14 protein-coding genes are annotated in these 20,576 nt (G+C 47.0%); 4 read left to right on the top strand and 10 right to left on the bottom strand.

Annotation, left to right across the window (positions count from 1 at the left end; all coding sequences use genetic code 11):
• The first annotated feature begins 58 nt into the window (after positions 1-58).
• Entirely contained in the window at positions 59-622 is a 564-nt protein-coding gene (locus tag AAY72_RS04975) for a recombinase family protein (RefSeq protein WP_057785822.1), read from the top strand.
• Between the two features lie 9 nt (positions 623-631).
• On the opposite strand, the gene hsdR is transcribed toward AAY72_RS04975, so the two are convergent.
• From hsdR to AAY72_RS04930, 9 genes are all read right to left on the bottom strand, one after another.
• Positions 632-3,172 carry an EcoAI/FtnUII family type I restriction enzme subunit R gene (gene hsdR / locus AAY72_RS04970; RefSeq protein WP_057785821.1) on the bottom strand — a complete coding sequence of 847 codons (2,541 nt, stop codon included), beginning with the start codon at positions 3,170-3,172 and terminating at the stop codon, positions 632-634.
• Complete coding sequence (locus AAY72_RS16810) at positions 3,169-4,311, bottom strand: restriction endonuclease subunit S (protein ID WP_057785820.1); 1,143 nt, start codon at positions 4,309-4,311, stop codon at positions 3,169-3,171. The genes hsdR and AAY72_RS16810 overlap by 4 nt, the downstream gene beginning before the upstream one ends.
• A complete protein-coding gene (locus AAY72_RS04960; RefSeq protein WP_057785819.1) occupies positions 4,311-5,777 on the bottom strand; it encodes an N-6 DNA methylase in 1,467 nt (488 codons plus the stop codon). Before AAY72_RS04960 ends, AAY72_RS16810 begins: the two co-directional genes overlap by 1 nt.
• Positions 5,778-6,228: 451 nt before the next feature.
• A complete protein-coding gene (locus AAY72_RS04955; RefSeq protein WP_057785818.1) occupies positions 6,229-6,723 on the bottom strand; it encodes a hypothetical protein in 495 nt (164 codons plus the stop codon).
• Complete coding sequence (locus AAY72_RS04950; RefSeq protein ID WP_057785817.1) at positions 6,723-8,951, bottom strand: hypothetical protein; 2,229 nt, start codon at positions 8,949-8,951, stop codon at positions 6,723-6,725. Before AAY72_RS04950 ends, AAY72_RS04955 begins: the two co-directional genes overlap by 1 nt.
• Entirely contained in the window at positions 8,944-10,545 is a 1,602-nt protein-coding gene (locus AAY72_RS04945; protein ID WP_057785816.1) for a site-specific integrase, read from the bottom strand. Before AAY72_RS04945 ends, AAY72_RS04950 begins: the two co-directional genes overlap by 8 nt.
• Positions 10,535-11,878 carry a tyrosine-type recombinase/integrase gene (locus AAY72_RS04940; RefSeq protein WP_057785815.1) on the bottom strand — a complete coding sequence of 448 codons (1,344 nt, stop codon included), beginning with the start codon at positions 11,876-11,878 and terminating at the stop codon, positions 10,535-10,537. Before AAY72_RS04940 ends, AAY72_RS04945 begins: the two co-directional genes overlap by 11 nt.
• Before the next feature lie 162 nt (positions 11,879-12,040).
• Positions 12,041-12,625, bottom strand: a complete 585-nt coding sequence (gene ssb / locus AAY72_RS04935; protein ID WP_008606349.1) for a single-stranded DNA-binding protein — start codon at positions 12,623-12,625, stop codon at positions 12,041-12,043.
• Positions 12,626-12,647: 22 nt separating this feature from the next.
• Positions 12,648-14,012, bottom strand: coding sequence for an MFS transporter (locus AAY72_RS04930; protein WP_156411280.1), 1,365 nt, complete (start codon positions 14,010-14,012; stop codon positions 12,648-12,650).
• A 232-nt stretch (positions 14,013-14,244) separates the two neighbouring features.
• Between AAY72_RS04930 and uvrA the strand changes: the two genes are divergently transcribed.
• The 3 genes from uvrA to AAY72_RS04915 all read left to right on the top strand — a co-directional run bounded on the left by uvrA (position 14,245) and on the right by AAY72_RS04915 (position 17,827).
• Positions 14,245-17,067: an excinuclease ABC subunit UvrA gene (gene uvrA / locus AAY72_RS04925; protein WP_057785814.1), complete on the top strand. Its 2,823-nt coding sequence runs from the start codon at positions 14,245-14,247 to the stop codon at positions 17,065-17,067.
• 68 nt (positions 17,068-17,135) lie between these two features.
• The gene (locus AAY72_RS04920; RefSeq protein ID WP_057785813.1) at positions 17,136-17,438 is read left to right on the top strand and encodes a type II toxin-antitoxin system HigB family toxin; all 303 of its coding nucleotides are present in this window, start codon (positions 17,136-17,138) and stop codon (positions 17,436-17,438) included.
• A 17-nt stretch (positions 17,439-17,455) separates the two neighbouring features.
• Positions 17,456-17,827, top strand: a complete 372-nt coding sequence (locus tag AAY72_RS04915; protein WP_008984931.1) for a type II toxin-antitoxin system HigA family antitoxin — start codon at positions 17,456-17,458, stop codon at positions 17,825-17,827.
• A gap of 75 nt (positions 17,828-17,902) precedes the next feature.
• Here AAY72_RS04915 and AAY72_RS04910 read toward each other — a convergent pair whose 3' ends face one another.
• Positions 17,903-20,491 (bottom strand): TonB-dependent receptor, encoded by a 2,589-nt coding sequence (locus AAY72_RS04910; RefSeq protein ID WP_057785812.1) that lies wholly within the window; start codon positions 20,489-20,491, stop codon positions 17,903-17,905.
• Positions 20,492-20,576 lie beyond the last annotated feature (85 nt).

Below are 20,576 nucleotides of genomic sequence, written 5' to 3'. Positions count from 1 at the left end.
ATCCTAATTGTCGCCGAACACGTACAACAATCTATGAATAGATTAGGTACCATTTCTTATGATAATTGGCTACGCCAGAGTAAGCACTCAGGACCAAAATTCAGATTTACAACTCGATGCCCTAAACGCGGCAGGTTGTGAGGAAATATTCAATGAGTCCCTCACGGGAAAGCACCGTGATCGACCTATATTGTCGCAATGCCTGCGTACACTTCGTGCAGGTGATGTATTAGTGGTTTGGAAACTCGATCGTTTAGCAAGATCCTTGAAGGATTTGGTCGAAATTATCGATGATCTGCAGAAACGCAGTATTGGATTTAAATCCTTGACGGAATCAATCGATACGACTAATTCTGCCGGGAAACTGATTTTTCATATTTTTGGTGCTTTAGCCGAGTTTGAACACTCACTTATTGTTGAAAGGACTAAAGCCGGTCTGGCTGCAGCAAGAGCGAGAGGACGAAAGGGTGGCAGAAAACTTGCGCTTTCGGATGGCGATGTGAAAAAAGCAGCGGCAATGTTGTCAGACCCTCTGATAACTAAGACTGACGTTGCATCTCATTTTAAAGTAAGCCGAACAACGCTAAATGCATCATTAGCCAGAAACGGTTTTAAAATTTAACTTTCATCGCTATCTCTCATACAAATGCCGTTGAAACCCAATGAACGCCTCACGTATGGCAGCAGTAGAGCCTAGCTCTTTTACAGCATCGCCAATGGTGTGATATTTAAGTTCGACCAAGCTGCGCATTTTGCTGGTAGAAAGCTCTTCGACACCGTCTTCGACGTATTTACTAAGAACGAAATCTATAAATTGTTGCTGTTTATCGTTACTAAACGCCGCTTTAATATTTGGTTTAGCCACAGAAGCACGTTGGTCACGGCTCATTGACTCACGGGCATAGGCGATATAACGCAGCACGTCGTATACGTCGCTGTCTTTGGCGTCTATGAGCTCTTTCATGCCTTCGAGCTTTTCTTCGTCGTAGCCGGCCTCTGAGAGGCTTTTAAGGAGTTTTTCTCTGGTGGCCGGGTCGCTCCAGATCTCGCGCAGCTGGTCTTCGTTTTCGAAATACTGTGGCAAGTCTGCAAAAAGCCGTTCGACAAACTCTTTCGCCGTAATAGGCTTATCGCCGAACCAGTACATAACCGATGAGATATGCTTAATTTGCCGTGTTTTTCCGTCACTGAGTTTGATGGTGATTTTCTCAGTTTTTTGGCAAATACAAGGTGTACTGTTGCATACCTGGCATTCTGTCGGTTCACAACTACAGGGCGCAGTACCACAAACATTACAAGCCGGCTTTTCGCACACACAGGGCTCGCTTTCACATAAGGCACAAGGAGCTTTCGGGCAGCCGCATGGACTAAAACCGCAAACACTGCATGGTACTTTTTTGCAGCTGCAGGGCGAATCACCACAAACTTCACAACTTTTCTCTGGCGGCAATGGCTCGCCGTCCCATTCCGGATCAGCAAAGTTATGGTGCGCTTTTACAAAATCATAAATGGTGAAGTAGTCTTTGCCTTCATACATGCGCGTGCCGCGGCCGACAATCTGTTTAAACTCGATCATGTTATTACAAGGGCGCATCAGTACAATGTTACGCACATTGCGGGCATCCACGCCTGTAGAAAGCTTGCGGGACGTTGTTAACACTGTGGGGATGGTTTTTTCGTTGTCCTGAAAGATTTTAAGGTCATTTTCACCGGCAGCACCGTCGTTAGCGGTAACGCGCACGCAGTAGTTGGTGTTAATTGTCCAACCTTTCTGTTTGGCGTACTGGTTGATGAAATCACGAACCATACCCGCATGTTCCTGAGTGGCACAGAACACGATGGTTTTTTCATGGGGTTTAAACAAATCCATCCAGTAATGAACACGCTTCTGTTCGCGCTCTGGGATGGTAATGATGCGGTTAAAATCCCCTTCTTTGTATAACTTACCTGGCTCCGGCTCACCACTCACTACAACACCGTCCCCCGGGGTATAGACATATTCGTCCATCGTTCCCACAATGGGGTAAACCTTGAATGGCGTTAAGAAACCATCGTTAATGCCTTGTTTCAAGGTATAGCTGTAAACCGGTTCACCAAAATAGTGGTAGGTGTCTACGTTGTCTGTGCGCTTGGGCGTGGCGGTTAAACCCAGTTGAACGGCGGGTGAAAAGTGGTTAAGGATATTGCGCCAGTTACCTTCATCGTTAGCGCCACCACGGTGACACTCATCAATAATAATCAGGTCAAAGAAATCTGGTGGGTAGTCACCAAAATAAGGAGTGTCATCACCCGCAGCATCTTTGGGGCCACTCATAAAGGTCTGGAATATGGTGAAAAACACACTGGCATTTTTAGGCACCGAGCCCTTTTTACGAATCTCATCCGGATTAATACGCACTAGGGCATCTTCGCCAAAGGGGCCGAAGTCATTAAATGCTTGATTGGCCAATATGTTTCGGTCCGCCAAAAACAAAATACGTGGGCGGCGTTTGGCTAATTCTGGGTTTTTCTGGGCGGTTAAGCTCCAACGGCTTTGAAATAACTTCCAGGCGGTTTGAAAAGCAATACAGGTTTTGCCGGTGCCAGTAGCCAAGGTAAGCAGTATTCTTTGTTTGCCACCTGCTATGGCTTCTAGTGCATTATTAATGGCATTTTCCTGATAATAACGCGGTTGCCAGTCACCTTTTAGCTCAAATGGTATTGCGGCAAAGCGCTCGCGCCATACTTTTTTGTAATCAGGTGCGGTTTCATCTTGTGCGCTAAAGGTAAGCGACCACAATTCATCTGGCGACAAATACCGTTCTACCAGCTGCTCCTCACCAGTAACCATATCAATCTGGTAAATTTCATGGCCATTGGTAGCATAGGCCAAGCGGCATTGCAGGCGCTGGGCGTAATCCTTCGCCTGACGCACGCCTTCGGTATAACTTAAGGTCTCTTTCTTCGCTTCAATTGCTGCCAGTTTGCGGCCTTTATACACCAGCACATAATCGCTATTTACCGGTTGGCTGCGTTTACCACCTGTAAGAATGCGCCCCGGACAAATGACTTCCCGTCGAATAAAGCTCGCAGCGGTCTGACCCCAACCATCACTTTTTAACTGCGGATCAATTAAATCGGCACGGGTATCGGCTTCGTTACGGTTAGCTTTGTTCTTCGGGATAAATGTCATGCAGCAATTCCTTTGCTTTTCGTTAGTTCGCCAGTAAAAGCTTTTTGAAGGATGGATTTTTTGAGCTCATCTAAATTTGCAATTTTTTTCCTGTAAATTGATTCAAGCTCCTCACATTTTAATTTTAGATAATTTATTTTTTTTACAATTTCATCTTGATCTTCTTTTGGTGGAATAGGTATGTTCAAACTAGCTAAATGACTAATAGACATGGAAGGTATAAGCGATCTTTCAGATACTTTTAATAACTCGCCTTTAATGAAACTTGAAGGAATGAGATGAAATAGATAGTCGGTATGTAATACTTCAGCATTACGGTTCGATATTTTGCAAAGAGCAACGTTAAATGCCCCTTCTACTCCACGGAATGCGCGCCCAACATGCCGGTAAGCTACCATTAAAATATCTTCTTTTTTTACATATTGTAATTTTGGACTTTCAGGTACATACACAGCGTCCTTATCAGATTTCCCATCACGTATTTGATAAAAGCGCACATATCCGTCTTTAGGTTCATATACAAACTCACTTTTAGGTGGGTTTTGCCCTCTGGATAAAGCAGCAACTTCTATGACGGTCTTTTCAACCCATCCTTCACCACGCTGACTAAACACTTGTTCCAAGTAGCTATCAAACAACTCGCGGGCGCTTTTTAGGTTGGTCTCAGCGGTAGCTCGCGCTTGATCGATATCAGCAAATGCTTGGTCGAGAATAGCGACGATGCGTTTTTGTTCTTCAATAGGTGGTAATGGGATAGGTATTTCTTTTAACTTTCCTTGATTTAGCTTAGGAACCGTCAATCCTGTTATAAAATCAGATAGATCTGTGCCGTTAAGATAGTAAATAAGCCATTCATCTAAAACCTTATCTCTCAAAGGTCGAAGCACATGAGCATGGTTGTTAACCCATGCTTTACCACTAATTTTAAATGCTGAATTATCACCAACCCCCCACTTAGCTCCATCTTCACCTACTAGAACTAATTCTTCATCGAAAATAAAGTCATTAACATAACTCAATATTCCTGTTGCACCATAATATGGATAAGGGCCATCAACTCTATCTTTCAGTGTTATCGGCTTTCTGAGATTATCGAGGATATCGCACAGAGTCGACAAAGGTACTTTTGGCCACACCATTACAACAGCTCCTGAATGCTAGCTAAAATAGCTTCACTCTCTTTATCGAGCGCGATGATTTCTTCGATAATATCCTTGGGTTCACGCAGTGCAGTCTCTTCTTTAGCATTGGGGTTTTTAACTGATAAATCCCAGGTGCTGCTATCCAACTGGCTAGTGTCTATTGACCAAGAGTTATCTGAATCAGCAAAAGTGGCCTGTAACTGTACAAAGTCTTTTAAGTCATTGTCATTTAGTGGGTTGGTTTTACCCAAGTTACGGCCAACATTAAGCTGATAAAACCAGATGTTCTGGGTGGGTTCACCTTTAGTAAAAAACAACACGACGGTTTTAACGCCAGCACCAATAAACGTACCGCTTGGGCAGTCGAGAATAGTATGTAAGTTACAGTTTTCCAAAAGCTCTTTGCGTAGGGCGATGGCGGCGTTATCGGTATTGGATAAAAAGGTATTTTTAATCACGATAGCCGCGCGGCCACCCGGCTTGAGTGACTTAATAAAGTGCTGCAAAAACAGGAAGGCGGTTTCACCGGTTTTGATCGGGAAGTTTTGCTGTACTTCTGGTCGCTCTTTACCACCAAAGGGCGGGTTAGCCAGGATAATGTCATGCTGCTTATTAGGTGTGATGTCTTGCAGGCTCTCCGCCAAGGTATTGGTGTGAACCACATTTGGCGCTTCGATACCATGCAAAATCATATTCATAATGGCAATAACATAAGCCAGCGACTTCTTTTCTTTAGCGTAGAAGGTACTTTCTTGCAGTACGGTTAAGTCGCTGGATTTAAGCTGCCGTTTCTCTGCACCGCCTTGGCGTAAATAATCAAAAGCTTCACATAAAAAGCCCGCGGAACCGGCAGCAGGGTCGTAAATGGTTTCGCCAATTTTGGGCTTTATCACGTCAATCATGGCGCGAATTAATGGGCGGGGCGTGTAGTATTCGCCTCCGTTACGGCCGGCATTACCCATATTTTTAATTTTTACTTCGTACAGGTGCGACAGCTCATGCTTGGCTTCTTGTGAGCGAAATTGCAGTTCATCCACTTTTTCCAGCGCATCACGCAGCGAGTAACCGCTCTGGATTTTGTTTTTTATCTCACCGAATATCTCACCAATCTTGTACTCAATAGTATTGGGGTGTTCAGCCCGTTGCTTAAAACCTTTTAGGTAGGGGAATAGCTCACCGTCAACATACTCCATTAAGTCATCACCGGTTAGGGCGTTATCGTGGTCAAAACTGCCGTCAGCCTTTTTAGGTGCAGCCCATTTGCTCCAACGGTGCGTATCGTCAATGATGTAGCGGTACTCCTGCGCCATCAATTCCGCTTCTTGGGATTTGGCAAACTCTAGGTCGTCCAGATACTTTAAAAACAGCATCCACGAGGTTTGCTCGGTGTAATCCAGCTCGCTAGAGCATCCAGCATCTTTGCGCAGTATGTCGTCGATATTCTTAAACGTTTGTTCAAACATTGATAGTCAGTCCCTGATAGGCTTTAGCCTATAAATTCTTTTTAAAACTGTAATAGCGATTGCGCTGCTAAGTATTGCCACAACGCACGGCAGCGCATTTTGAATGACATCTTAACCCTAAAAAGGGGTTGGGTTTTCTATATAAATGAATTTACGGTGTATTCAACATTGGGGCAAGAGTATTTATAGCCGTGAATTAACATGTGAACGTTTGAAGAGCGTGGGTTTATGGAGAGTCAGAGTAATTTGCAATTCATGGAGAGAGAAATGAATTCATCCCTGAATTTTTGCTCAGCGCTCATGTCACCCCATGCGTGCGACTTGTTCCAACACGTCGAGTGAGAACGTTGTTAGCGTCATTCGTTTAGCTGGAAGAGTAATTGTTATCAGTAAATACCGTGTTGTCGCCGCATCCATGCGGCTTTGTGAGATAGGCTTATGAATACATCATTTATCGGTTTTTAGCCGGCAATGGGTTATCGATTGTTGCGGCAAGCTTATTCAAATCTACGCCATCCATCTTTTGTAGATTGTGTTGCCATCGGGCAAAGCGCTCCAGCAATATCTCCCGTTGGTCGCCTAGTCGTTTGTTTTCTGAATTGAGCCGTTCGTTCTCGTTTTCGAGTTTTTCAACCCGTTTTATTAGCTCGGCAATGGTTGCATCATCGTTGCTTAAACTCCCAAGGAGCTTACTCAGTTTAACGTCCCTGTCGAATAAAGATTTCGCTTCTTCAATTGCGGCAGACTTTTTGTTTCTCAGCTCTTCTTTTTTCAGGTCAAACGCATGTTTGATTTCATCATGTTTTATGTAGGTGTGGCGAGATGGAAGGCGCTTTAAACCCAACTCCGACTGTAATTTTTCAGATAGCAAATCATACGTCAGTTTACCCGTCCATCCGTCAATAATCGCAAGAATCGTTTCTTTGTTGTCTGTTACAAAAGCCATTACTCCTCCAAATCTGACAATGCTAGGGCTGTGAGATCCCAAATAGGAATAACACTCTGCTCGTCAATATTGAGTGAGCGTTTAACTGGTGAAGGGTCTAACTCGTGAGGGATTCTGATAGGTGTTCCGTCCTGACTGGCTGGATCTTCCATCATGGTAATGATGGTTCTTATCTTGGATAGTCGAAAGCCAGAAGCCGTTACCCAACGGTCAGCACCGAATACCTGCTTTTCAGTTTTGAGCTTTGCATCCGCTAACTGTTCTTCATAGAGCTTTTCAAGGCGTTTGAGCTCATCTAACGTGTGAGGGAGTCCTTTCATGCACACATGGTCACTACAGACCGCACAGTCGCCATTTTTAACACAAGGGCTGTCTGCATAGTTATGTACGCAAAAGCCTAACCCCGTAAACTGGGCAACGCCTGTTCTGTCCACGCCTAGCGATTTTAAGGAAACAGGTAAGCCTAAATCATGCAACACAATGGCCGGAGGAGGCGCATCCGATGTATAGGGCTCCAGCAGTTGATTAGTTTTAGCAACCGTCATCACTCCTTCACCCTTGGTCACTTGACCTATACGCTTGGTTAGCCGCAATTTTTGTGTTTCTGTTCTCCCATCGTATGCTTTGTTTTGCTCTATATCCGCTCTCCCTGACCACTTAGCAATTAGCCAATCTTCTTCACCCGCCAGTTTCAACTTGGTATTTAGCCAGTGCCTCGGTTGGTGAGAAGTAATACGTAATGGAGAGCCATCTTCATCGGTAATCGACAACTCATCAAAGATTGATACAGTTCCATCTCTGGCACTCCCTAAAGCATCACTCAATGGGGTCTGTCTAACCATGAGCCAGGAAAACGGCTTAACAGTAAACTCGCTATGAAATTCGTTTTCTCTGACTAAGGTTATACAATCCCAAACTTTGGTCTGTCCATAATTGGGAAAGTGTGTAGTTTTGTATTTTTGGTCAACCACCGTACGAAGATCTCTATAGCTTGGGAATTTGATACTAATCCCTGTAGACTTAAGAGCTATTCTGGTCAGTATTTCATTATCCTGAGACACAACGCGCCCTTTCAACAAATCTTTTTTCCAGTCCGATACGCAATTTAATTTACTGATGAGTTTATGGAGCCACTTTGTATCTGCAGAAGCCCAACTCGCTTGAGATCCGTTACTATTCACAACAACCTTAAACCCCATTGCCTTGGCGAATTGGTTATATGTTAACATCTGGTCTTGAGGAAAATTAGCAGGTGTTATGCACTGTTCGTGCAACATAAACAGGTCGGGATTTTCATGAGCAAATTTTGCAGCAGCTCTGGCAGGTGCAGAGATGTCAACCAGCCTTTTAAACGCCTGTTGAACCACATCTTCCATTAATTTCGGGATCCATTTACGAACCGGATCGCCACCTTTGGCCGGATGCCACATTAAATACCATCTGCCCTTATCACTTTTTTGCAATGAATTAACGGTAAGGCCGTTAAGTTCAATGCTGCGACTGGGCTGACACATCAGCATTACACAAAGACTGGAAAAATATTGTTGTCGAGGTGTTTTAGCTTGATGAAAGGTATCTGCCACCTGCAACATCTGGTAATCAGAGGGGCATTTGTCTTCCACTTGTTTACGACTATCCTTATCAAGTTTAATGGTTGGATCAGATGGTCGAGGGAAAGGGTTTGACCACTCTTGTAGGTCTAGTTTGAATCGCTTATTCTTTATAAACTTCAATACCTTTTCAAGTGAAAGTCCAATAGCAAGCTTGCTGGCAGCACTCAATTCACTACTCTTGATCTGCTCCTCAACACGATTAATAACTGTGTTATTGAGGTGCATAATATCAACATCAGATCTATCATTTAGAGTCGCGTTTTCTTCTAGCGCTTTATAGATCCATATTAAAGATAAAGCCCATTTGGTTGAATCTTTATGATTTAGTGACTGCTCATAACGAACATACGCTTTAGCAAAATCAGCAAATGGTTGCTTGAATGGAATATATTCGGAACTATTTATACTGTTTCCAAATACGATGGTTAATTTCTGCTCTTTCGATGTCACCCAAGACCATTTATCACAGTTCCATCCTCTCTGAATGCCGTCCGAGCTTTCAAATTCATGGTCGGCAAAAAGCGTTAATTCGTTTTTGGCAAACGCTATGAAGTCCGCATAATTCTTCTGGCAATCCAGTTCGTGCTTTGGTGTAAATACTAATACATCAGCCATTTAATGCGCCTTCTTTTTCCAATTCTTGTTTTCTGGCCTCACACTTGTCAATAACCACCTTGATAGCGTTAATCGTTCGATTACTGGCTTGCAGTACAAACTCACTTGCGCCCATTTGTCTCTTGCGATCAACCTCGGAAACCAGAGTGTTCAGGACTTCAGTATGCGGTGCGTTCAACCAGGGTTGGAATTTATTGCATGTATAACAATGGATGGTGCCATTGGCACAAAACCCAAATTTTCCGCAGTTCCCGACAGGGTTGCCATCGTTGTTATTAATCCTACTGCGTGGGTCATTGGCTCGAATGGCGTCTTTTTCACTATCAATCAACGTGCCCGAAAATGCTTGCGCTAATGGCGTTAAATCGGATGCCAATGCCGCATCAATTCTGTCTGCCATATCTTCGTTGAACTCTGTGTAGACTTTAACATTCTGGGTATCTGAATGACCCAACTCCTCAGCGATGGCATAGTCGCTTGCACCCAGCATTGCCATGTTGGTTGCGTGGGTATAACGGAATCGTCTGGGATTGATATGCAAGTCCCCAAACTCACCATCGAGTTTAATCCGTGTTGTTTTTAAAGGACAAAGTTTCGCTATTCTCGACACCAAAAAACCAACATCTGCTTTCCTAATCCAAACGGCATCAGGCGTGTTTTTCTGCAATTGTCTAAATTCATTGAAGCTTGATAACTCTGAGATTTCCCGAGCGTTGAGAAAAATCGGGATTTGGCTTTTCTGCTGTGAATTTAGTTCAATGCCAAAGTGCGTTTCAATCGTTTTGATGGATTCCTTGGCTTGCGCAGTTAGCACCAGCATTAAATCTTCACTCACATCCTTTTTTATTTGAAACGAGCCTCTAAATCCCTCATTTCGCTTTTTGGCATTGGGAAGCTGCAGGTCAAAATGGTCAATGCCTTCCTCATGCCTTGTGATTAAATCGCCACAATACAGGTGAGTAAGCTGTCCAGGACGGGCACCTGTTTGCTGCAACGCCATGATAAACGCATAGTCGGTCAACGATATCTGTTTTTGTGTGTAGGCATCGACATACCAGTTGATAAAAGCCGCTTGCTCTTCAAATGTGTACGCACCACTGAAAGGACATCCTAATGCAACGGCCCTGCCTTTTTCATTACCAGATAACTTTAGCGAATCCAGTAACTCTACTGCCTTCTTATCTACGCCTTTAATCTCTTTGTCGAACCAATCGAGCAAAAATGCACGGATGCTACCAAGCTTATGCTCTGTGCTTTTAGTAAGAGTAGCCTTGTAGTTGATGATGTGTGATTCATTTATCGTGTCTTTAACGCCAGCAGTGAAAAGTGCCCTGGTGAAGATGAAAATTCCGCTTACATAAGCAGATGAGAACTCACACGCATAGTCAGCCAGGGCCAGCTTGAAATTAATTTCAAACCTTGAATCCAGGTTCAGCGGAGCGAGTAATTTAAACTTTAAAGAGTTATTAGCATCTAATCTCCAAACATCATCATAAACATCAAACTCGTAGTTTGCTTTGCTGCGTCGCTTATCCGATTTTGTTTTTGCTTTGGCCCTTTTAGCGCCTTGCGATCTGTTTGTTTTAGCTAACATAACCGCCTCTCTCTGCTTTGTGCGTTAATGTGGCTTGCATTTTTTGTCGTATTTCATGTGCTTGCTTTTTCGCGGTTCGTGTCAGATAAATGCGTCCTGACTCAAGGGACGAATGGCCGTTAAGCTCCGCCCGAATTTCAAGCTCTCGTTGTTCGGTGATGGTATTTTCCCTGGCATATTGCTTTGCCGCTTGATGCAAACCTTGCTGTTCTAATCGTTTCACCTCCTCTAAAACCGCTTGCTTTACTTCATCAATACGAGCGGAGAGTTGATCGTTAAAATAGTGTCGGGGGAAGTGTGGTGAAATACCCCAGAACCGCTCCGGATTGACACTCTTTATAGTGTTAAAGAGATGATTAATTGTCCGCTGAATGAGCGGTTGCCCTGACTGATAATGACCATTTCTATCTTTGTGAGAGACAAATATAAACGGATGGGTTTTCGCCACCGTTGTATTGTTCCGGTTAACTTTAATATAGGTATTCAGCAAGTCTCTCAGCTCCTTTGAAATAGCAACCTCCCGGCCAAGTGTCTTTGCTGTGGGCTCTTTTAATCGGGGATCTTCTTTGCTGTCATGTCGCCTTACCACCGACAAGGTAGGTTGATCGATGTCGGTGCCAATATCGCTGATACGAAGCGCAAGCAACTCAGAACAGCGAAATCCGGTTTCATAAAACGTTTGAACAATCACATAGTTTCTAAATTTAATCACTGGGTTTTTGAAGGGATTGTGTTGTGAGTCCGGTCGGGCAACATTGAGAAAATCCTGAAAGGCATCGTCCGAAATACCTGATTTATCTAAAGAGCCTTTTTTTAATCTCCCTTTTGGCATATCGCTTTTAAGTCTCTTTTTCATGTTATCGAGCGCATCAAAGAGCGCTGCCGCAGTGGGCTTATGCTTAACCCGCTCTTGCCCGATGAAATGCAGAAACTCGGCAATATGTGCTATCCGCGATATGTACTGAGACTTCCCGACCGTGGGCTTGTCATCGCCCCTCGATAAATAAAACTGTCCCATGTCGACAACATTACTTGCGGGTCTGTTGATAAGGGCTTTGGCTTGGTATGCGCAGTGCTCTTTGATTTCTTTAATATCATCACGGCTCGGTACGCTGCCGTTGTAGATATCATCCAGCAGATTTCGGCCGTTAATTTTCTCCCAAACCTTCAAATGCTTGATGGATTTTAGGTATTGCTCGATTGACGTTGCGGCATGATTCATTCGCAGCTTTTGCGTTACAAAATGAGTCACCCAAAAGTCAGGCAATCCGTTATCACCCAACAAAAAAACATAGCGCTCACCACTTTTAAATTTCTGGACAGCAACCCTCATTGAACACCTACAAATCAACAATTTTATTTGTTGATTTGTAATATATTGATAGTGCGGCCATTTTTCAACATTTATTTTCCTATAAAAATAGAAAAGCCAGATAAAATCTGGCTTTAGCGTGCTTCTGTAGATACTTTTCTACATTTTAAAATTTATGTCAGGTCAGAACGGGATATCGTCATCAAAGTCGATTGGTGGTTCCATCGGCGGGCGCTGCTGCGCTGGCGGTTGTTGCTGGAAGCCACCTTGTGGCTGTGCCGGCTTTTGATAATTGCCTTGCGGCTGGAAATTCTGTTGTGGCGCGCCCTGATAGGCGGCTTGCTGCGGTGCGGCTTGTTGTGGCGCCCGCGGTTGATAACCTTGCTGGCCGCCGCCCATTCCACCACCCATGCCGCCACCCTGGCCTTCGCCACGACCGTCCAGCATTTGCAGCTCATTGGCCACGATTTCAGTGGTGTAACGCTCTACGCCTTGCTGATCCTGCCACTTACGGGTTTTCAGCTTGCCTTCGATATACACCTTAGAGCCTTTACGCAGATATTCGCCGGCAATTTCTGCCAGACGCTGGTAAATCACTACCCGGTGCCATTCGGTTTGCTCTTTCATTTCGCCGGTAGCTTTATCTTTCCAGCTTTCAGAGGTCGCAATGCTCAGGTTAGCGACGGCGCCGCCCTGCGGCATATAACGGACTTCCGGATCCTGGCCCAGATTACCGATTAAAATGACTTTGTTAATTCCACGCGCCATGCGTATTTCTCCTGCAAAATTGTTACTGATTGCCAGCGGCAATCAAAGACTGAGCCTGTGCGATGTCAAACTGCTGCGAACTGACTTTCAGGTAGCAGCGCTGATCGGCCAATAAAATCGTGACTTCCTGCACCCCGGCCAGGCTACTGAGCCTGGCTGCCAGCTGGCCTGCTTGCTGCTCAGTGCTGACAGCAACCGGTAGCGATAAGCGCTGGGCACGGGCGGGCACCTGCATGGTGCTGGCTATGATAAGCCATACTAAACCAATTACTGCTAGGGCGCCATACACCGCCATAAAACCAAACTGCTGGGCGATAGCACCACCCAGCAAGCCGCCTAAAAAGGCACCGAAAAACTGGCTGCTGGAGTAAATCCCCATCGCACTGCCACGCTGGCCGGCGGGTGCCACCCGCGACACCATTGCCGGTAAACTGGCTTCCAGAAAATTAAAGCCGGTAAAAAATACCAGCAGCGCCAGTGCCAACAGCCAGAAGCTGTTTGCCTGCCAAGCTATTAACATCGCAATAACTAATAATAGTATATTTATTAAAAAATACCGTTTTTCCTGCTGCCGGCGCATCGCAATAAGCATCATCGGCACCATAAATACAAACGACAGCAATAATACTGGTAAATACAGCTGCCAATGCTGCTCTGCCGCGAACTGCTGCGACGCCAGTAGCGGCGGTAGTGCAACAAACATCGCCGTAAGCATCAGGTGCAACAATAATACGCCTAAGTCCAGCTGTAACAGTTGCCGGTGCCGGAACATCGCAGTCAGGCTTTGCGGTAAGGCCAAGGTTTCAGCAGCCGGTGCCTTACTGACACTTTTCGGCACCACGAAAGCAACCAATAACATGGCCGCCACCGCCATTACCGCGGTAAACCAGAACACGCCACTTAAACCGGCCAGCTTCGCCAGTAATGGCCCCAGTACCATTGCCAAGGCAAAAGATAAGCCGATGGTGGCGCCGATAATCGCCATCACTTTCGGTCGCTGCTCTTCGCGCGTTAGATCGGCCGCCAGTGCCAACACCGCACCGGAAATCGCCCCGGCACCTTGCAATACGCGGCCCAGCGTCACCAGATAAACGGACTCTGCCAGCGCTGCCACCACCGAACCCAGCACAAACAGAGCTAAGCCCAGCAGCATGACTCTATGCCGGCCAATTTTGTCCGACAGCCAACCAAAAGGAATTTGTAAAATCGCCTGAGTTAAACCATAGGCGCCAATCGCTAACCCGATCCAGAGCGGGGAAAAACCGGCCAGCTGCTCGCCGTACAGGGCAAACACCGGCAATAGCATAAAGAGCCCGAGCATACGGGTAGAAAACACCAGCGCCAGCGCAACGGCGGCGCGCTTTTCCAGGGCATTCAAATGATGCATGCGAACAGCTAACACCAGAGGTTCAAAATAAACAGGGCGGCAGTTTAGCATAAAAAAGCCGGCCGGCGGCAGCGCCCGCAGCAATGGCTGCCATTACAACAGTGAAATTTTGCCGATAACAGGCCAAAGCCGGATTGGCGGCGTATAAGCAGCTTTAATCCGCTTGCAGCTGGCAATTACCGCACAGCCTAGTGTATATTTGTACAGCATTATCCAGCTAAATGGAACCACCATGGACAAAATTGAGATCCGCGGCGCCCGCACCCACAACCTGAAGAATATTTCGCTGACCCTGCCACGCGACAAACTGATCGTGGTAACAGGTTTATCCGGCTCCGGTAAATCGTCGCTGGCCTTTGATACCCTGTATGCCGAAGGGCAGCGCCGCTATGTCGAATCGCTGTCGGCCTATGCCCGGCAATTTTTAAGCCTGATGGAAAAGCCGGATGTTGATCATATTGAAGGCTTGTCACCGGCGATCTCGATTGAACAAAAGTCGACCTCCCATAACCCGCGCTCTACTGTGGGTACCATTACCGAAATTTACGATTATCTGCGCTTATTATTTGCGCGGGTCGGCGAGCCGCGCTGCCCGGAGCATGATCTGCCACTGGCCGCGCAAACCATTAGTGAGATGGTGGATAAAGCCACCGAATTTCCGGAAGGCACCAAGCTGATGGTGTTGGCACCGGTGGTGCAGGAGCGCAAAGGTGAGCATGTTAAAACGCTGGAAAGCCTAGCGGCACAGGGCTATGTGCGGGCGCGGATTGACGGTGAAATTTGCGATCTGTCCGATCCGCCAAAGTTAGATCTGCAGAAAAAGCACACCATTGAAGTGGTAGTAGACCGCATTAAGGTGCGGGATGATATTAAGCTGCGGCTGGCCGAGTCGTTCGAAACCGCACTGCAACTGTCAGGCGGCGTGGCGCGGGTGGCGCTGATGGACCAACCTGATGCTGAAGAGCTGGTGTTTTCCGCCAACTATGCCTGCCCGACTTGCGGTTACTCTATGACCGAGCTGGAGCCACGGCTGTTTTCTTTTAATAACCCGGCCGGCGCCTGCCCCAGCTGCGATGGTTTGGGTGTGAAGCAATTCTTCGATCCGAAAAAAGTGGTGGTCAGTGATGAGCTGAGTCTGGCTGGCGGGGCGATCCGGGGTTGGGATAAGCGTAACTTCTATTATTTTCAAATGCTAAAGGCACTGTCTGAACACTACGATTTTCAGCTGGATGTGCCCTTTAACAGCCTGAGCAAAAAACATCAGGACGTGGTCCTGTATGGCAGCGGCCATACCATTATCGACTTTAAATACCTGAATGACCGTGGCGATATTGTGCTACGCAGTCATCCGTTTGAGGGCATTTTGCCGAACATGGAGCGCCGCTACCGCGAAACCGAATCGAACTCGGTGCGCGAAGAGCTAAGTAAATATCTGGCCAGCCAGCCTTGCCCCAGCTGTCATGGCACCCGGCTACGTACCGAAGCCCGCCATGTCTTTATTGGTAAAACCACCTTACCGCAAGTGGTAGAACTGGCGATTGGCGACTGTCTGGCGTTTTTCCAGCAACTAAGTTTAACCGGCCAGAAAGCCAAAATTGCCGAAAAGGTATTAAAAGAAATTCAGGATCGGCTGCAGTTTCTGGTGAATGTTGGCCTTAACTACCTGAACCTGTCGCGCAGCGCCGAAACCCTGTCTGGCGGCGAAGCACAGCGCATCCGGTTAGCCAGCCAGATCGGTGCCGGTTTAGTTGGCGTGATGTATGTGCTGGATGAGCCCTCTATCGGCCTGCACCAGCGTGATAACGACCGCTTACTGGCGACGCTGAATCATCTGCGCGATCTGGGTAATACCGTGATCGTGGTTGAGCATGACGAAGATGCCGTGCGGGCCGCGGATTATATTATTGATATCGGCCCCGGCGCCGGTGTGCATGGCGGCAATATCGTAGCGCAGGGCACGCTGCAGCAAGTGATGGCAGTAGAAGAGTCGCTGACCGGCCAGTATATGTCGGGGGCGCGCAAAATCGCGGTGCCAGCGAAGCGTACGCCGCTGAATGATAAATGGTTAAAGCTAACCGGCGCCACAGGCAATAACCTGAAAAACGTCGATCTCGCCATTCCTTTTGGACTGATGACCTGTGTTACCGGGGTGTCCGGCTCCGGGAAGTCGACATTGATCAACGATACCCTGTTCCGCATTGCCCACCGGGTATTAAATAAGGCCGAAGGTGACGATCCGGCGCCCTATAAGGCGGTAAACGGGCTGGAGCATTTTGATAAAGTAATCGATATCGATCAAAGCCCGATTGGCCGCACGCCGCGTTCTAACGCCGCGACCTACACCGGTATTTTTACCGGCGTACGCGAGCTGTTTGCCGGTACCCAGGAAGCGCGATCACGCGGTTATCAGGTCGGCCGCTTTAGTTTTAACGTCAAAGGCGGTCGCTGTGAGGCCTGTCAGGGCGACGGTGTGATTAAAGTGGAAATGCACTTTTTACCCGATGTGTATGTGCCCTGCGATGTTTGTAAGGGCAAACGCTATAACCGCGAAACGCTGGAAATTAAATACAAAGGCAAGAATATCCACCAAGTGCTGGATATGACGGTGGAAGATGCACTGGATTTCTTTGACGCCATCCCGGCGATTAAGCGTAAGGTGCAAACCCTGATGGATGTTGGCCTGTCCTATATTAAGCTCGGGCAGTCGGCGACCACCTTATCCGGCGGTGAAGCACAACGGGTGAAACTGGCGCGCGAGCTGAGTAAACGCGATACCGGTAAAACCCTGTATATTCTGGACGAACCCACTACCGGCCTGCATTTTTACGATATCCAGCAGCTGCTGAATGTCTTGCACCGGCTACGTGATCACGGCAATACCATAGTGGTAATTGAGCACAATCTGGATGTGATTAAAACCGCCGACTGGATTGTCGACTTAGGCCCGGAAGGTGGCAGCGGCGGTGGCGAAATCCTGATTGCCGGCACGCCGGAGCAGGTAGCCGCTTGTGAGAAATCTTACACGGGGAAATATTTAAAGCCGATGTTGGGTTAAACCACAATGATAGTGACGGCGAAAGGCGCTTTGTTGCAAAAGTCCCAAATCGGGACTATGATCGTGCTATGAGAATTATTGCACTCTCTACGTTAAAAGCATTCTGGCAAGATATCCCGGAATACAGTGATGCCAAAGAGCCTCTTCTCGCCTGGCATCGTCACGTACTAAACGCAAACTGGCAGTCGCCTGCAGAAGTAAAACTGGATTTCAGGCACGCCAGTATTCTCAAAGATGGCAGAGTGGTATTCAACATTGCCGGCAATAAGTACCGGCTGGTCGTGTGGATAAATTATGCCTACAAAGTGGTTTATGTAAGGTTTGTCGGTACGCACAGTCAGTATGACGAAATTGATGTGCAAACCATTTAACTGCCGGAGTAGTAATGATGGATATTAAACCTATCAAAAATGAAGCCGACTATCGCGCGGCATTACAAGAGGTTGAGCAGCTTATGCTGGCGCAGCCCGACACGGCAGAGGGCGAAAAGCTTGATGTGATGGTTACGCTGATCGAAGCCTACGAAGCAAAACATTTCCCTATGGACTTACCCGATCCGGTTGAGGCTATTAAGTTTGAAATGGAGCGCCAAGGTTTAACGGTAAAAGATCTGGAACCGATGATTGGTAAAAGTAACCGGGTTTATGAGATTCTGAATTACAAACGCTCATTAACCCTGAAAATGATATGGCGGCTGCATCAGGGCTTGGGCATTCCGGCAGAGTCGCTAATCAAACCGCCGGTAAACCTTTCAAACTAAAACCCCGGCCAAAAAGCCGGGGCTTGTCATTAATCTAAGGCGGCAAGCACTGCCTTAGTTCGGTCAGGCACGGAATTAAAAGCGATAACTCACTTTTGCGTAAACAAACCGACCACGTGGGTTGTGCACTTTAGAAGCATAGCCATACAAGTCGGCATCGCCATCACCGATAGCAAATGGCGGATCCTTATCCAGCGCATTGTTCATCCCCAGCATTAGCGTAGTGTTATCGTTCAGGTTATAACGGCCCTGAATATCCAGTAACGCCTGAGCACTCACAGTACGGGTTTTAGTCGTCATCACTTCATTTGGTGCGGCATAATCCTCGAATGCCCCAACATAGTTCAAACTGGTAACTAAGCCCCAATCGCCAAAACTCCAGTCAGCTGTCGCCAGCCAACGATGTTGTGGATAGTTATATTCACCAGCGTAATCAATATTATTTTTCTCAAACTTATGCGTGTAAGAATAATCGAGGCTTAACCGTAGAGCGCCATACTGCTGCATATCCATCCGGTACGCGGTGGATAAATCCACCCCCGTAGCCTCTTGCGAACTGATATTGATATAGCTGTTGAACAAGCGGGATAGCTCGCCCAGTGTCTGACCAGGCAGCGGCGCTAGCCGCACACAGATAGTACTATTTTGACGGTTACACTCCGCAGCGTAGACATTTTCATAGTCGTTCTGGTCAATTTTATTATCCTGAGTGATACTCCAGACATCTGCACTGATATCAAACTGGTCGGTCACCTGCCAGACAAAGCCTACATTAAAGGTCTCTGATTCCTCAGGCTCCAGATCGCCACCACCAACAAAGACGATGGTGTAGTCAGTTGCAGCACAAGCTGGGTTACTGGCATCAGGGGTAGGACAACGGAAAGTATCAGTAAAGAATACTGACTCCTGTGATGGCCCTAAACCAATTTGGGCCAGTGATGGCGCGCGGAAGCCCTGACCATAAGACGCACGAACTGTGAAGTTATCCAGTGGTCGCCATTTCATACTGACCTGAGGATTGGTGGTTGAGCCAAAATCGCTATAGTCATCGTAACGGCCAGCCAACGTAAATTCTAACTGATCTGTCACTGGCACCAAAAACTCGATATAAGCTGCATACTGATCACGCTCAGCCTGGGCAGATACCGACTCAGTACCGAAAATCAAACCGCGCTGAAATTGATCATCGGGTTGGTCAAACGCATCCTCTTTACGGTACTCAGCACCGGCAGCAAAAGATACCATCTGGTCACCCAGCTGGAATGCATCACCACTAATACTGGCATCAAAAGCGGTCAGATGGGATTCACCACGACGAACCAGACTAGTAGTAATGGCGTCAATCACTTCAGGTGAATTGGTCACGCCACCAAAAGGGTTATAGTTACCTAAATTGATTTGTTGCTGCAGAAAATCGGTGCGCACCCAACCTTGCGACTTACTGCCAGTCTGCATCGATTCGCTGCGGCCTTTTTGCGCTGAAATATCCCAATCTAACTCATTCAGTTGGCCTTTAACCCCCAGTACTAACCGTAACGAGTCTGATTCAATATCCCAGGTACGGGGTCCGGCATCAACGGTACGGTAGCGGTTAATGCCAACATCCACGCCAAAGGGGTTATTCGGGTGAGAAGCGGGAACTGTCAAACCAGCGTCACCATCCAGCGGCGTCGCTGCGCCCTGAGCTTTTGAGCGGTTATGCTGTACTGACAACTCGACATAAGCCTGAGTATGAGCACCAATATTCTGACTCGCCTGTAATACGGCACCGACCCGCTCGGCTGGTGTAACCGCCATAATCGCTGGACCATAATCGTAAACACAGGTTTGACCAAAGGCTTGATCTGCCGGACAACCCGGGTCAATGCGAGTGACACCATTGACAATAAAGTTACCAGGATAGCCACGTGACGACCGTAAGTCATTACCACCATAAGGTGCCTGATTGGCCGTACCGAAACGCCCCATCTCTGACCCCAAAATGGTCGTATTCTTAAAATAATCCAGAATTAATGTCGCGCTTGCTTCTTTTGCCTGAGCACCCCAAACCAGGCTGGCAGAGGTTTCATCATAAGTTGGCCCCGTCGTACTGCCATGGCTTATTGCTACCTCGGTACCTTCAAAGTCTTTTCTAAGAATTACGTTTACTACACCCGCCACAGCGTCAGAACCATAAACCGCCGATGCTCCGTCTTTCAGGATTTCTACTCGTTCAATAGCGGCAACCGGAATGCTATTGATATCAACGAAAGAGTTAGCAATATTCTCTGCAAAAGCACTTACCGCCACCCGCCGGCCATTAATCAGCACTAAGGTAGCATCAGCACCAAAGCCGCGCAGACTAATAGCTGCACCACCGTTGGCAGTGGAATCCTGGTTATTGCCGCGGGTTGAAAAAGTCCCAACACCGGCAACAGGCGTCCGCTCTAATAGTTGTTGTAAATTGGAAAAGCCCGATTTTGAAATAGCATCCCGATCAATAACGGCAATCGGCACAGCGCCTTCCAAATCATTACGTTTGATCCTGGAACCGGTTACTTCAATCCGTTCAACTTGCTGCAGTTCTGAGTTTTCAGTGCTTTGCTGTTGTGCCACCGAAGCGAAAGGTAATAGTAGGGAACCTGTTGCCACAGCGCACAGTGAGAGTTTAAATGGGATCTTCATGGATATCCTTTTCTTATGCTTATTAACATGGCCACATATTAGCCATCAAAAAATTAGCATACGAATAACCAACCAACAAGGAACC

The organism is Alishewanella sp. WH16-1, assembly GCF_001441695.1.
GTDB lineage: Bacteria > Pseudomonadota > Gammaproteobacteria > Enterobacterales > Alteromonadaceae > Alishewanella > Alishewanella agri.
The sequence above is the reverse complement of the archived record's forward strand: the minus strand, read 5'-3'. Positions and strand labels throughout refer to the sequence as shown.

Bases quoted from the DNA above. Each gene is read 5' to 3' on its own strand.
- AAY72_RS04975 (WP_057785822.1), top strand. From the start codon at position 59: ATGATAATTGGCTACGCCAGAGTAAGCACTCAGGACCAAAATTCAGAT.
- hsdR (WP_057785821.1), bottom strand. From the start codon at position 3,172: ATGACATTTATCCCGAAGAACAAAGCTAACCGTAACGAAGCCGATACC.
- AAY72_RS16810 (WP_057785820.1), bottom strand. From the start codon at position 4,311: ATGGTGTGGCCAAAAGTACCTTTGTCGACTCTGTGCGATATCCTCGAT.
- AAY72_RS04960 (WP_057785819.1), bottom strand. From the start codon at position 5,777: ATGTTTGAACAAACGTTTAAGAATATCGACGACATACTGCGCAAAGAT.
- AAY72_RS04955 (WP_057785818.1), bottom strand. From the start codon at position 6,723: ATGGCTTTTGTAACAGACAACAAAGAAACGATTCTTGCGATTATTGAC.
- AAY72_RS04950 (WP_057785817.1), bottom strand. From the start codon at position 8,951: ATGGCTGATGTATTAGTATTTACACCAAAGCACGAACTGGATTGCCAG.
- AAY72_RS04945 (WP_057785816.1), bottom strand. From the start codon at position 10,545: ATGTTAGCTAAAACAAACAGATCGCAAGGCGCTAAAAGGGCCAAAGCA.
- AAY72_RS04940 (WP_057785815.1), bottom strand. From the start codon at position 11,878: ATGAGGGTTGCTGTCCAGAAATTTAAAAGTGGTGAGCGCTATGTTTTT.
- ssb (WP_008606349.1), bottom strand. From the start codon at position 12,625: ATGGCGCGTGGAATTAACAAAGTCATTTTAATCGGTAATCTGGGCCAG.
- AAY72_RS04930 (WP_156411280.1), bottom strand. From the start codon at position 14,012: ATGCATCATTTGAATGCCCTGGAAAAGCGCGCCGCCGTTGCGCTGGCG.
- uvrA (WP_057785814.1), top strand. From the start codon at position 14,245: ATGGACAAAATTGAGATCCGCGGCGCCCGCACCCACAACCTGAAGAAT.
- AAY72_RS04920 (WP_057785813.1), top strand. From the start codon at position 17,136: ATGAGAATTATTGCACTCTCTACGTTAAAAGCATTCTGGCAAGATATC.
- AAY72_RS04915 (WP_008984931.1), top strand. From the start codon at position 17,456: ATGGATATTAAACCTATCAAAAATGAAGCCGACTATCGCGCGGCATTA.
- AAY72_RS04910 (WP_057785812.1), bottom strand. From the start codon at position 20,491: ATGAAGATCCCATTTAAACTCTCACTGTGCGCTGTGGCAACAGGTTCC.